This is a genomic window from Salirhabdus salicampi (assembly GCF_024259515.1).
Taxonomy (GTDB): Bacteria; Bacillota; Bacilli; order Bacillales; family Alkalibacillaceae; genus Salirhabdus_A; species Salirhabdus_A salicampi.
Map to the genome: position 1 here is coordinate 824,585 of NZ_JANBWE010000001.1, position 12,361 is coordinate 836,945.

At 37.5% G+C, this 12,361-nt stretch carries 12 protein-coding genes; 8 read left to right on the forward strand and 4 right to left on the reverse strand.

The window, feature by feature from the left end; genetic code table 11:
• Window positions 1–341 precede the first annotated feature (341 nt).
• A complete protein-coding gene (locus NLW78_RS04315; protein ID WP_254495754.1) occupies window positions 342–1,013 on the forward strand; it encodes a potassium channel family protein in 672 nt (223 codons plus the stop codon).
• A gap of 75 nt (window positions 1,014–1,088) precedes the next feature.
• On the opposite strand, the gene rnjA is transcribed toward NLW78_RS04315, so the two are convergent.
• Window positions 1,089–2,756, reverse strand: a complete 1,668-nt coding sequence (rnjA, locus tag NLW78_RS04320; RefSeq protein ID WP_254495755.1) for a ribonuclease J1 — start codon at window positions 2,754–2,756, stop codon at window positions 1,089–1,091.
• Window positions 2,756–2,965: a DNA-dependent RNA polymerase subunit epsilon gene (locus NLW78_RS04325; RefSeq protein WP_254495756.1), complete on the reverse strand. Its 210-nt coding sequence runs from the start codon at window positions 2,963–2,965 to the stop codon at window positions 2,756–2,758. The genes rnjA and NLW78_RS04325 overlap by 1 nt, the downstream gene beginning before the upstream one ends.
• A gap of 428 nt (window positions 2,966–3,393) precedes the next feature.
• On the opposite strand from NLW78_RS04325, the gene NLW78_RS04330 reads away from it, so the two are divergent.
• Together NLW78_RS04330 and NLW78_RS04335 are read left to right on the forward strand one after the other, a co-directional pair.
• Window positions 3,394–4,296, forward strand: a complete 903-nt coding sequence (locus NLW78_RS04330; protein ID WP_254495757.1) for a DMT family transporter — start codon at window positions 3,394–3,396, stop codon at window positions 4,294–4,296.
• A complete protein-coding gene (locus NLW78_RS04335; protein WP_254495758.1) occupies window positions 4,286–5,065 on the forward strand; it encodes a Cof-type HAD-IIB family hydrolase in 780 nt (259 codons plus the stop codon). The genes NLW78_RS04330 and NLW78_RS04335 overlap by 11 nt, the downstream gene beginning before the upstream one ends.
• A gap of 50 nt (window positions 5,066–5,115) precedes the next feature.
• Here NLW78_RS04335 and def read toward each other — a convergent pair whose 3' ends face one another.
• Window positions 5,116–5,673 carry a peptide deformylase gene (gene def, locus NLW78_RS04340; RefSeq protein ID WP_254495759.1) on the reverse strand — a complete coding sequence of 186 codons (558 nt, stop codon included), beginning with the start codon at window positions 5,671–5,673 and terminating at the stop codon, window positions 5,116–5,118.
• Between the two features lie 160 nt (window positions 5,674–5,833).
• On the opposite strand from def, the gene NLW78_RS04345 reads away from it, so the two are divergent.
• The 5 genes from NLW78_RS04345 (at window position 5,834) to lpdA (ending at window position 11,696) form a co-directional block, all read left to right on the forward strand.
• Window positions 5,834–6,502, forward strand: coding sequence for a YkyA family protein (locus NLW78_RS04345; RefSeq protein ID WP_254495760.1), 669 nt, complete (start codon window positions 5,834–5,836; stop codon window positions 6,500–6,502).
• 343 nt (window positions 6,503–6,845) lie between these two features.
• On the forward strand, window positions 6,846–7,976 hold the full coding sequence (pdhA, locus tag NLW78_RS04350; RefSeq protein ID WP_254495761.1) for a pyruvate dehydrogenase (acetyl-transferring) E1 component subunit alpha: 1,131 nt from the start codon (window positions 6,846–6,848) through the stop codon (window positions 7,974–7,976).
• 3 nt (window positions 7,977–7,979) lie between these two features.
• Window positions 7,980–8,957: an alpha-ketoacid dehydrogenase subunit beta gene (locus NLW78_RS04355; RefSeq protein WP_254495762.1), complete on the forward strand. Its 978-nt coding sequence runs from the start codon at window positions 7,980–7,982 to the stop codon at window positions 8,955–8,957.
• Between the two features lie 29 nt (window positions 8,958–8,986).
• The gene (locus NLW78_RS04360) at window positions 8,987–10,282 is read left to right on the forward strand and encodes a dihydrolipoamide acetyltransferase family protein (RefSeq protein WP_254495763.1); all 1,296 of its coding nucleotides are present in this window, start codon (window positions 8,987–8,989) and stop codon (window positions 10,280–10,282) included.
• Window positions 10,283–10,286: 4 nt separating this feature from the next.
• Window positions 10,287–11,696 (forward strand): dihydrolipoyl dehydrogenase, encoded by a 1,410-nt coding sequence (gene lpdA, locus NLW78_RS04365; RefSeq protein ID WP_254495764.1) that lies wholly within the window; start codon window positions 10,287–10,289, stop codon window positions 11,694–11,696.
• Window positions 11,697–11,770: 74 nt separating this feature from the next.
• On the opposite strand, the gene NLW78_RS04370 is transcribed toward lpdA, so the two are convergent.
• Window positions 11,771–12,160, reverse strand: coding sequence for a hypothetical protein (locus NLW78_RS04370; protein ID WP_254495765.1), 390 nt, complete (start codon window positions 12,158–12,160; stop codon window positions 11,771–11,773).
• Between the last annotated feature and the right edge of the window lie 201 nt (window positions 12,161–12,361).

Here is a 12,361-nt window from a genome sequence, read left to right on the forward strand (position 1 = left end):
TTTTCTCGTCTTATTATGTATCTTTCCAATCTAATCACAAATTATTTTGCCTTAATTTTATTTCCCCCTTTTTTCATCATCCATTATCCTTATTCTAGCAAAATATGTTAAGGAAAGTTTAGGGAAATGCATGCTTATTATATCATAGTGGATATACAAGTCGATAAACAAACAAATGGTATCGAATTTCTGTATATGTAGGTTAAGGTATAAAACTTACTTAATGTAGAAATTTTTTCGATTCCTGAATGTAGAATTGGAGGACAATGTAGGCATTATTTTATGATAAAATGTGAATGTGATAGACTAAATTTGTGACTATGTAAGATGGAGGCAACATAATGAAGAGAAAAGAATTCGCCGTAGTCGGATTAGGACGGTTCGGAGGAAGTATTTGCCGTGAACTTAGTAAAGAGGGCATGAATGTTTTAGCCATTGATCAAGATGAGAATAAAGTGAATGAATTTAAGGATATCGCTTCACATGCGGTGATTGCAGATTCAACTGATGAAAATGTCCTCAAAGATCTGGGGATTCGTAACATTGACCATGTTATTGTCGCAATAGGGGATAACATCCAGGCGAGCATTTTAACAACTTTAATGTTAAAAGAATTAGGGATAAAAAAAATTACCGTAAAGGCACAAAATGATTATCATGAAAAAGTGTTAAGTAAAATAGGTGCAGATCATATTATCCACCCAGAACGAGATATGGGGAAAAGAATTGCTCATAATATTATATCTAGTAATGTTCTTGATTATTTAGAGCTATCTGATGATCATAGCGTTGTTGAGGTGAAGGCTGGAACGAAAATGAGTGGCCGTACCCTTGTAGAATTAGATGTTCGTGCTAAATATGGATGCAACATTGTAGCGATTAAGCGGAAAAAGGATATCATCGTTTCACCAATGGCGACTGAAACTATATTAGAGGAAGATGTTTTAATTGTAATTGGAGCTGATCAGGATATATCCCGATTTGAGAAAAACTTAGTCGTCGATGATGATTAAACAAAGCCAACCGTGTACACGGTTGGCTTTGTTTTGTGTAAAACAGACGCCAAACTTCATGCGCCTGTAATCTAATTATACTTCCATAATGATTGGAAGAATCATTGGCCTCCGTTTCGTTTTCTCATAAAGGAAAGGGGCAATTGTATCAGTTATCTCATTTTTAATTTGAGACCATTGTGTTGTCTTTCGTTCCATCACTTTATCTAAGTGATTGGCTACTAAATTTTGTGCCTCTTTAATTAAATCTTCTGATTCACGCATGTAGACAAATCCGCGTGAAATAATGTCTGGACCAGAAGCAATTTTAAATTCTTTCATATTGATGCTTACGACAACAATAACAAGTCCTTCTTCAGAAAGGATTCGGCGGTCCCGTAGTACGATATTTCCGATATCTCCTATACCACTACCGTCAACATAAACAGAACCTGAAGGTATTTTTCCAGCGATAGAAGCATGATCTTTTCCTAAAGCCAGAACATCACCATTATCCATAATGAAACAGTTATCGGGTTCTACGTCACAATCAATCGCTAACTTCGTATGTTCAACAAGCATACGATATTCACCGTGGATTGGTAAGAAATACTTCGGTTGCATTAAACGTAGCATTAATTTCTGTTCTTGTTGTCCGCCGTGACCAGATGTATGAATGTCATTTAATGAACCGTGGATGACGTCTGCACCCGCACGATATAACATATTAATGATCCGACTTACACTGATGGTATTACCTGGGATAGGGGAAGAAGAAAATACGACCGTATCTCCAGGATGAATCTGAATTTGTCGATGAGAACCGTTTGCAATACGGGAAAGAGCTGCCATTGGTTCACCTTGAGAACCTGTACATAAAATGACAAGTTCATCACTAGGAATACGATTCACTTGAGAACTATCAACAAACGTATTCTCCGGTGCGTTAATATATCCCAGTTCTTGACCAACTTTAATATTTTTTTCCATACTTCTACCAAACACTACAATTTTACGGTTGTTTTTCACAGCCGCTTCAACAACTTGTTGTAAGCGATGGATATTCGATGCAAATGTGGCGAAAATGATGCGTCCATCCACTTTGCTAAAGATATCTTGAATGCTTTCTCCTACAACTCTTTCAGATAATGTAAATCCAGGAATTTCACTATTTGTACTATCAGACAGTAGGCAAAGCACACCTTCCCGACCGATCTCAGCCATTTTTGACAAGTTCGCCGGTTCCCCTACAGGAGTGAAATCAAATTTAAAGTCTCCTGTATGAACAACGTTACCTGGAGGTGTTTTTACAACTACTCCGTACGAATCAGGAATACTATGTGTCGTACGGAAAAAAGATACAGACGTTTTGCGGAATTTTACGACTTCATCTTCATGCACAATATTTAATTTTGCATCACGTAATAATCCGTGTTCTTCTAATTTATTCTTAATTAAGCCGATCGCTAGCTTTCCACCATATATAGGAATGTTTATTTCCCGTAGTAAATACGGAATACCTCCAATATGATCTTCGTGACCATGAGTAATAAACAGTCCCTTAATTTTATCTACGTTTTGCACGAGGTAGGAGTAATCTGGAATAACGTAATCAATTCCTAACAGTTCATCCTCAGGGAATTTAATCCCTGCATCAATTAAGATGATTTCGTCTTGGAATTGTACAGCATAGGTGTTTTTCCCTATTTCACCTAAACCGCCTAGTGCAAACACTGCTGTTTGATCATTTTTTACAAATTTCATCAGATTTTTTCCACCTTAAAGTCTTCTGAACGTTGCTCATAAGCAAGATGTCCTTCCTCGAGCTTTTCTACGTGTGCGATATTCATATTGCGATCAGCTAGTTTTCGTCTTACGTCTGTAACACTTTCCGCCTCTACGTAAAGTGAATCTGTCCGTTCTCTAACCGGTACTTCCTCCGATGGCTCGTGATAATAAACTTTAAAAACCATTTGTTCAATCTCTCCTAACATGTATATATTCTATGTCCTTGTCCTGTCCATTTTATATAGTGTGTGTTTGGTAGTAATGTTTGAAAAAGAAACGGAGGAAAACATTATGCATAATTTTTTCGACCTAAAAGACCTTTCCAACGTTTTTTCAGCTTTTCCCTTAAACGTTTCAACATTATACCATACATCTCCTTTCTAATTCTCTAGAAAAGCTTTTAAATTGAAAAAACGTATTGTAAAAAAAGTTTGCCGACCTTCCCTCGTAGTTATAGTATAGTACGAAATGAACGAGAATTGAATAGTCGCATGTTCATATTTATGAATTTTCATTATCTAACCCATAGTATATACTTATCTTTATCGTAAAATTTACGTTCCTATCATATTTACGCAAAGAAAATTTGTTAAGGTAAAACAAAGGAGTCAGAATGAGAAACTTATACGTAGTACTAATTATACTATCCCTAGTTTGGGGAACGTCATTTTTATTTATTAAACTTTTAGTAGAGCAATTCTCGGTATGGGAAGTGGTGTTTTGGCGTTGCCTATTTGGAGCCGCAATATTATGGGCTATTTTACTTTTGAAAAACAGACGACAACTAATTGCTCTACCATGGATAAAGTTGGCCGTGATCGGATTAATGAACAACAGTCTACCATGGGCTTTTATAGCTTTTAGTGAAATGTCAATTACATCAAGCTTAGCGTCCGTATTAAATGCAACAACCCCTATTTGGACGGCTATTATCGGCTTTGTCTTTTTTCAACGTCAACTTAAGGGTGTTCAATGGCTTGGACTTATCATTGGATTTGCTGGAATTGTTGTCTTAACAGATTTCTCGAATTTTTCTGTAGCAAATGATAATGCCCTTGGAATTGGAACAATGTTGCTAGCTGCAGCATGTTACGGCTTTGCGGCTCAATACACGAGAAAACACCTGAAAGACGTATCCGTACTGGCCATCGCAACAGTTTCCATTTCATTTGCAGCAATGATTGGTTTTATTTTTTCCATGTTTTCCGGAAACATGAATACTTTACTCATTTTTCAACCAAAAATTTTCCTGTCATTCATTAGTTTAGGTACATTTGGTTCTGGTTTAGCCATCGTAATGTTATATTATTTAATTCAAAAAGGTAGTGCTGAATTTGCTTCAACGGTTACCTACCTTGTCCCTGTTTCTGCTATTATATGGGGAGCAGTCATTTTAAGTGAACCGATAACACTATCGATGATAACGGGATTAATATTTATATTACTAGGTGTTTACTTATCAACAGCAAAAATTAAATGGTATGTAAGGAGAGAAGAGGTTACTTATGGGAAATAACAAGCAAATTGTATTTTTTGATATAGACGGTACGTTAATTTCAGAAGGTGGTAATGTACGACAAGAAACAATAGAAGCGGTTGATCAGTTAAGGGAGAAAGGGATTTATCCCGCTATTGCGACTGGACGTGGTCCATTTATGCACAAGCATATTCGTGAACAATTAAATATTAATACGTATGTTAGCTTCAATGGCCAGTTAGCGGTATTTGAAGGTGAGGTTGTATACGAAAACCCTCTACAAACAAAACTGTTGCAGTCGTTATCAAAGGACGCATTGGCTAAGGGAAATCCTGTCGCTTTTATAGGAAAAGACATGATGACCGTATCAGAGGAGGGGCATGCATATATTTCAGAAAGCTTAGGGTCGCTTAACATCTCGTATCCAGAGGTCGATCTAACCTTCTTCGAAAAGGAAAAAATTTATCAAGCACTTGTTTTTTGTGTAGAAGATGAACAAAAGAGATATGAACAGGAACATTCGTTCTTTGACTATATTCGTTGGCATAAGTATTCTATGGATGTTCTCCCGAAAGATGGTTCAAAAGCGTTAGGCATTCAGAAATTAATTGAGCGTGTTGGAGTAGAACAAGAAAACACCTTTGCTTTTGGAGATGGGTTAAATGATCGGGAAATGTTGCAATATGTTGGCACTGGAATTGCGATGGGGAATGCGAAAGATGAAGTGAAACGATACGCAGATTATGTAACAAAGCATGTAGATGAGCTTGGGGTTGTCTACGGATTGAGAAAGTTCGGATTGATATAAAAACAAGAAACGGGAACCTGCTTTTTGAAGGTTCCCGTTTCTTGTGCATCTTATGATGGATCTGCAACTACAGCATTTTCTGGTACTGTGAAAGGATCATCTTTGTCGATATGATCATAAAACATAACACCGTTTAAATGGTCAATTTCGTGTTGAAATACGATGGAAGCAAAACCTTTTAGTCGTAACTTCACTTCTTTTCCTTCTAAGTCAGTTGCTTTAACTGTAATTCGATTATAACGAGGCACAATACCCGGAACTTCTCGGTCTACACTTAAGCAGCCTTCCCCAGACGATAAATACGTTTTTTCAACTGAATGACTTACAATTTTCGGATTAAATAAACCATAACTATACTCCTTGTTATGAAAGTCAATGAAATGGACGGCTATCATTCGCTTTGATAATCCGATTTGTGGTGCTGCCAAACCAACACCAGGCCTTAAATTGTATTTTTCAGCAATCTCATCATCTTGGCTGTTTTTTAAGTATTCCAGCATCTTTTCTAATGTATTTTGATCATCTGTACTTGGGGGAAGAGGCACTTCATTCGCCTTTTCTCGCAAAACAGGATGACCTTCACGAACGATATCATCCATTGTAATCATTATCCTCACTCCTCATTCCTCGCTTTTATCTTCATTAGTGTATCATAACCTTTCTTTCAACTGGTAAAATTCTAAATCGTTTTATTAAAACATATATATTAGAGATTTTTATATGTGGTATACTGGTAAAGGGACAATGTATAGAAGGAGGAAAACAAAATTGAAAATTGGAAAAGGGATCTTAATCAGCATGTTACTGGTTCTCTTAACTGTTGCCGGTTGTCAAAACGGTCCTTCTGCTATTGAACAAATGTACAACCATCTTGAAACAGCAGTGGAATTAGAGGCGGAATTTGAACAACACCAGGACGAAATGGTTGAACTAGAACAAAAAGAAAAAGATCTTTATAACGAAATTATTGAGTTAGGAATGAACGATATAGATCAAATACAACAATTATCTTCCGAAGCTATCACGATTTTGGATAATCGTGAAGAACTATTAAGTAAAGAAAAGAATAGCATTGATAAAGCGAAAGAAGAATTCGACCAAGCAGAAGAATACATTGACCAGTTAGAAGACGAAAATGTGCAATCTCTTGCTAATGATTTAGTAGCGAAAATGAACGATCGTTATGCCGCTTATCAAAATTTATTTGATTTTTATACACAGTCCATTACATTGGATCGGGAACTATATGAGCTATTACAACAGGAAGATTTAGAAAAAGATGTATTGGAAACAAAGATTGAAGAAATCAATGAGATGTATGAAAAGATTTTTGAGACAAATGAGCAATTTAATACATATACATCTGAATACAATGAACTTAAGAAAGAATTTTACGAACAGGCTGGCCTAGATGTTCAGTACTCAGAAGACGAATAATATAAATGACATTATCAAAAACTGCCATATAGGCAGTTTTTTGTTTTAATAAAATTGGGTGAAGGATTAATACAGAAGGGTAACTGAACTAATACAGAATTGAAAACAAAAGTTCTTGTTATAAAACAGGAAAACCGTTTACAATACGTATTCTAAAGTTAATATAAAGTGTTTGACGTTTATGCTAGTTTTGAGATAAACTACATTATGTAATCAATTGTACTAATAAATTAATGAAATTTATATGTAACAGTTATTTGTTCGTTACATACGTTCATCCAAACGATTAGGGAAAAGTATCTAAAGACGAGTACTTGTCCATAGTTTTTTGGGAAACATAACAATGGATAACATCTTTTATAGAAAGGAAGAGGTGACGAAATTGAACATAGTTGAAAACCTTAAAAACATTGAAAAGCAATTTGAAGAAACCTTTCAAATCTTGAATGAGGAAGGTAAAGTCATTAACAAAGATGCAGTTCCTGAGCTTTCGGATGATGAGTTAAAGGAACTAATGCGTCGCATGGTCTTTACACGCGTATTAGACCAACGTTCTATTGCGTTAAACCGTCAAGGACGCTTAGGTTTCTATGCACCAACAGCGGGACAGGAGGCATCCCAAATCGGTACGCACTTTGCACTTGAAAAGGAGGACTTCCTGCTTCCGGCATATCGTGATGTACCACAACTAATTTGGCATGGTCTTCCGCTTTATAAAGCATTCTTGTTCTCTCGCGGGCACTTTATTGGGAACCAAATGGAAGATGTAAAAGCTCTTAGTCCACAAATTATTATCGGTGCACAGTTTATCCAGACAGCTGGAGTGGCGCTAGGTATTAAAAAGCGTGGACGTAAGGCTGTAGCAATTACGTATACAGGTGACGGAGGAGCTTCCCAAGGTGATTTCTATGAAGGAATCAACTTTGCAGGGGCATACAAAGCACCAGCAATCTTTGTTGTTCAAAACAATAAATTCGCGATTTCTGTACCAGTTGAAAAGCAATCCGCTGCAAAAACGGTTGCACAAAAAGCAGTTGCTGCTGGTATTCCTGGTATTAAAGTAGACGGTATGGACGTACTTGCTGTTTACAAAGCAACTCAAGATGCACGTGAGCGTGCAATTAAAGGTGAAGGTCCTACATTAATCGAAACTGATACTTTCCGTTATGGACCACACACAATGGCCGGGGATGACCCAACACGTTACCGTACAAAAGAAATGGAAAACGAGTGGGAGAAGAGAGATCCACTAGTTCGTTTCCGTAAATACTTAGAAGCAAAAGGCATTTGGTCTGAAGAAGAAGAAACAAAAGTAATCGAGCAAGCAAAAGAAGATATTAAAGCAGCGATTAAAGAAGCAGACCAAGCCCCTAAACAAAAAGTAACTGACTTAATCTCAATTATGCATAGTGAAGAACTTCCAGCGAACTTGAAAGAGCAAATGGAAGAATATCAAGCAAAGGAGTCGAAATAGATCATGGCACAAATGACGATGATTCAAGCTATAACTGATGCAATGCGTACGGAACTCAAAAACGATGAAAATGTGCTCGTTTTTGGTGAAGACGTTGGTCAAAACGGTGGTGTGTTCCGTGCAACAGAAGGATTACAAAAAGAATACGGAGAAGACCGTGTATTTGATACGCCGCTTGCTGAGTCAGGTATTATGGGTCTTGCTGTTGGTCTAGCTCTAGAAGGCTTCCGTCCTGTGCCAGAGATCCAATTCTTTGGTTTCGTATATGAAGCAATGGATGCTATTAACGGTCAAGCTGCTCGTATGCACTACCGTTCCGGTGGTACATACAACATGCCAATCACAATTCGTTCTCCATTTGGCGGAGGCGTGCATACACCTGAACTACACGCAGACAGCTTGGAAGGTTTAGTGGCACAGCAACCAGGCCTTAAAGTAGTAATTCCATCTAACCCTTATGATGCTAAAGGATTATTAATTTCTGCAATTCGTGACAACGACCCCGTTGTATACTTAGAGCATATGAAGCTTTACCGTTCATTCCGTGAAGAGGTACCTGAAGAGGAATATACAGTTGAATTAGGTAAAGCAGCTGTTAAACGTGAAGGAAGTGACATTACATTAGTTGCTTACGGAGCAATGGTACATTCAGCACTTAAAGCTGCAGAAGAACTGGAAAACGACGGAATTCAAGCAGAAGTGATTGACCTTCGTACAGTAAGCCCAGTCGACTATGAAACAATTCTTGAATCTGTACAAAAGACAAATCGTGCAGTAGTTATTCAAGAAGCACAACGTCAAGCTGGAGTAGCAGCAAACATCGTATCAGAAATTCAAGAACGAGCTATTTTACATTTAGAGGCTCCTGTACTACGAGTAGCTGCACCAGACACGGTTTATGCGTTCTCTTCAGCTGAAGAAGTATGGCTGCCAAATCATGAAGATATTGTGGAAAAAGCGAAACAAGCCATCAATTTTTAATGGATTTTACAGAATAGGAGGGAATTTTTGTGGCCTACGAATTTAAACTACCAGATATTGGTGAAGGTATACACGAAGGCGAAATAGTGAAATGGTTCGTCAAAGTTGGCGAAGAAATAAAAGAAGATGATGTACTTTGCGAAGTGCAAAATGATAAAGCAGTTGTTGAAATCCCGTCTCCTGTAGAAGGAAAAGTACTTGATATCAAAGTAGCTGAAGGGGAAGTAGCTGTAGTTGGTGACACGATCATTACAATTGAAGCAGAAGGTTATGAATCAGCCGAACCAGCCCAAGAAGAAGCACCAAAAGAAGAAAAAATCGAAAAAGCAGGAAATGAGACAGCTAATGTCGAAACTAAAGAAGAGCCTGCTGCCAGCGCAGATGTAGAAGGTAAACGTGTCATTGCAATGCCTTCAGTTAGAAAATATGCTCGTGAAAAAGGTGTTGACATCCGTCAAGTAACTGGAACAGGTAAAAACGGCCGTGTTCTTAAAGAAGATGTAGATGGATTCTTAAGTGGAGACCAACCGGCTGCACAAGCAGAGGCACCTGCAGCAGCTGCTGAAACAACTGAAACTGCTTCTGACCAACCAGCTGCAAAACAGCCGATTCCTGAAGGTCCATTACCAGAAACTCGTGAGAAGATTAGTGGAATACGTAAAGCAATTGCGAAAGCAATGGTTAATTCTAAACATACAGCTCCTCACGTAACACTAATGGATGATATTGATGTAACAGAATTAGTTGCACACCGTAAGAAGTTTAAAGAAGCAGCTGCTGAACAAGGTGTGAAACTCACATATCTACCTTATGTTGTAAAAGCACTTGTATCAGCATTAAAGAAGTACCCAGTATTTAACACTTCTTATGATGATGCAACAGAAGAAATTGTCCATAAGCATTACTATAATATCGGTATTGCAGCGGATACTGATAAAGGTCTCCTGGTACCTGTAGTCAAAGATGCAGATCGTAAATCTGTATTTGAGATTTCTAACGAAATCAATGAGTTGGCAGTAAAAGCTCGCGATGGGAAATTAGCACCAAACGAAATGAAAGGTGCATCTTGTACGATAACGAATATCGGATCAGCTGGTGGACAGTGGTTTACTCCAGTTATTAACCATCCTGAGGTTGCTATCTTAGGTATTGGTCGTATTGCTGAGAAACCAATCGTACGCAACGGTGAAGTTGTTGTCGCTCCAGTATTGGCGCTGTCATTAAGCTTTGACCACCGTATGATTGACGGTGCAACAGCTCAAAATGCAATGAATCATATTAAGCGTTTGTTAAATGATCCACAACTTATTATGATGGAGGCGTAAAAGTATGGTAGTTGGAGATTTTCCTGTAGAAGTTGATACTCTCGTTGTCGGCGCAGGACCTGGTGGTTATGTAGCTGCTATCCGTGCCGCACAACTAGGGCAAAAAGTAACAATCGTTGAAAAAGGGACACTAGGTGGAGTATGTTTAAACGTGGGTTGTATTCCTTCTAAAGCATTAATTTCTGCTTCTCACCGATATGAAGAAACACAACATTCTGAAGAAATGGGAATTAAAGCAGAAGGTGTATCACTAGACTTTTCAAAAGTTCAAAAGTGGAAAGAAAGTGTTGTAAACAAACTTACTGGTGGAGTAGAAGGCCTATTAAAAGGAAACAAAGTCGACATCGTATCCGGCGAGGCTTTCTTTGTAGATAAAAATACGGCTAAAGTAATGGATGAAAAGAACTCCCAGACATATAAGTTTAAAAACGCAATTCTTGCAACTGGTTCACGTCCTATTGAGATTCCATCCTTTAAGTATTCTGACCGTGTGCTCGATTCAACTGGTGCATTAAACTTAAAGGAAGTACCTAAAAAACTCGTTGTAATCGGCGGTGGTTACATTGGTACCGAGCTAGGGAATGCTTATGCTGGATTCGGAACTGAAGTAACGATTCTTGAAGGTTCAGACGAAATTTTAGGTGGATTCGAAAAACAAATGTCATCTTTAGTAAAGCGCCGTTTGAAGAAAAAAGGTGTTAACATCATTACGAAAGCGATGGCGAAAGGTGTTAAGGAAAAGAAAACCGGTGTAACAGTAACATATGAAGCAAAAGGTAAAGAAGAAAAAATTGATGCAGATTATGTACTTGTAACAGTTGGTCGTCGTCCTAATACTGATGAGCTCGGTTTAGAGCAAGTAGGGATTGAAATGGATGACCGTGGTCTAATTAAAATTGACAAGCAATGTCGTACTAACGTTGAGAATATTTATGCAATCGGAGATATTGTTGATGGACCACCTTTAGCACATAAAGCATCATATGAAGGAAAAATCGCTGCTGAAGCTATCAGTGGGGAAAAGTCTGAAATTGATTACTTAGGTATTCCGGCTGTTGTCTTCTCTGACCCCGAACTAGCAACAGTAGGATATTCAGAGGCTGAGGCGAAAGAAGCGGGATATAATGTAAATGCAGCGAAGTTCCCATTCGCGGCAAATGGTCGTGCCCTTTCTCTCAATGATTCAGATGGTTTCGTAAAGCTTGTAACTCGTAAAGAGGATGGATTAGTAATTGGTGCACAAGTTGCTGGTCCTAGCGCAAGTGATGTCATTGCTGAACTTGGTTTAGCAATTGAAGCTGGTATGACAGCAGAAGATATTGCATTAACTATCCATGCTCACCCTACATTAGGTGAGGTAACAATGGAAGCAGCTGAAGCTGCACTTGGTATGCCAATTCATATCGTCAAATAATGGAATTGAACTTATAAGTAAAAAGCTTGAATCCTTGGGGATTCAAGCTTTTTTATATGATTGTGAACCACGTATTAGATATCTACGTCATCTTCGACAATAATTTCAGAAATAATAGCTAGAATATCTTGTTTTTCTTTCGGTCCGGATATTTTCATAAGGATTTGTTGATCTTTCATGATGATAAGCGTAGGGTATTCTTGGATGGAAATATTGGGAGGTGTATCCATAATTGTTTGTTTCCAAACAGTTTCATTTTTCGTTGTTTTCCTTTGTAATGTTAACATTGCATTTATGTAGGATTCCTCAACTTGATAATTTTGCTTATTAGAAAATAGTAGAACATCAAAATCATATGGTTGGTACAATACAACATCAACAGATGCCTCTGTTCTCACACAAGATGAAGTAGTTAGAAGCAACATTAAGCATATAAATGTATTCGTTATTTTCTTCGTTTCCATTTTAACACCTACTTGATGTTTTATCCTATTTTATCAAACTAATGAACGATTTTTGGACATGTTAACAAATTGTTACATAATTGAAAAATTTCATATTCAGTTTAGATTATATTATATATTTAACAATTTTATCCATAAATTAACTATATCTGTATGATATCTCATTATATTTACCGATAAATACTTTCTTCATTAAGGGGT

What these genes read in the sequence shown, in the direction of transcription:
- NLW78_RS04370 (WP_254495765.1), bottom strand. Translation starts at nt 12,160, where the DNA reads ATGGAAACGAAGAAAATAACGAATACATTTATATGCTTAATGTTGCTT.
- NLW78_RS04335 (WP_254495758.1), top strand. Translation starts at nt 4,286, where the DNA reads ATGGGAAATAACAAGCAAATTGTATTTTTTGATATAGACGGTACGTTA.
- NLW78_RS04325 (WP_254495756.1), bottom strand. Translation starts at nt 2,965, where the DNA reads ATGGTTTTTAAAGTTTATTATCACGAGCCATCGGAGGAAGTACCGGTT.
- pdhA (WP_254495761.1), top strand. Translation starts at nt 6,846, where the DNA reads ATGGATAACATCTTTTATAGAAAGGAAGAGGTGACGAAATTGAACATA.
- NLW78_RS04330 (WP_254495757.1), top strand. Translation starts at nt 3,394, where the DNA reads ATGAGAAACTTATACGTAGTACTAATTATACTATCCCTAGTTTGGGGA.
- rnjA (WP_254495755.1), bottom strand. Translation starts at nt 2,756, where the DNA reads ATGAAATTTGTAAAAAATGATCAAACAGCAGTGTTTGCACTAGGCGGT.
- def (WP_254495759.1), bottom strand. Translation starts at nt 5,673, where the DNA reads ATGATTACAATGGATGATATCGTTCGTGAAGGTCATCCTGTTTTGCGA.
- NLW78_RS04355 (WP_254495762.1), top strand. Translation starts at nt 7,980, where the DNA reads ATGGCACAAATGACGATGATTCAAGCTATAACTGATGCAATGCGTACG.
- NLW78_RS04315 (WP_254495754.1), top strand. Translation starts at nt 342, where the DNA reads ATGAAGAGAAAAGAATTCGCCGTAGTCGGATTAGGACGGTTCGGAGGA.
- lpdA (WP_254495764.1), top strand. Translation starts at nt 10,287, where the DNA reads ATGGTAGTTGGAGATTTTCCTGTAGAAGTTGATACTCTCGTTGTCGGC.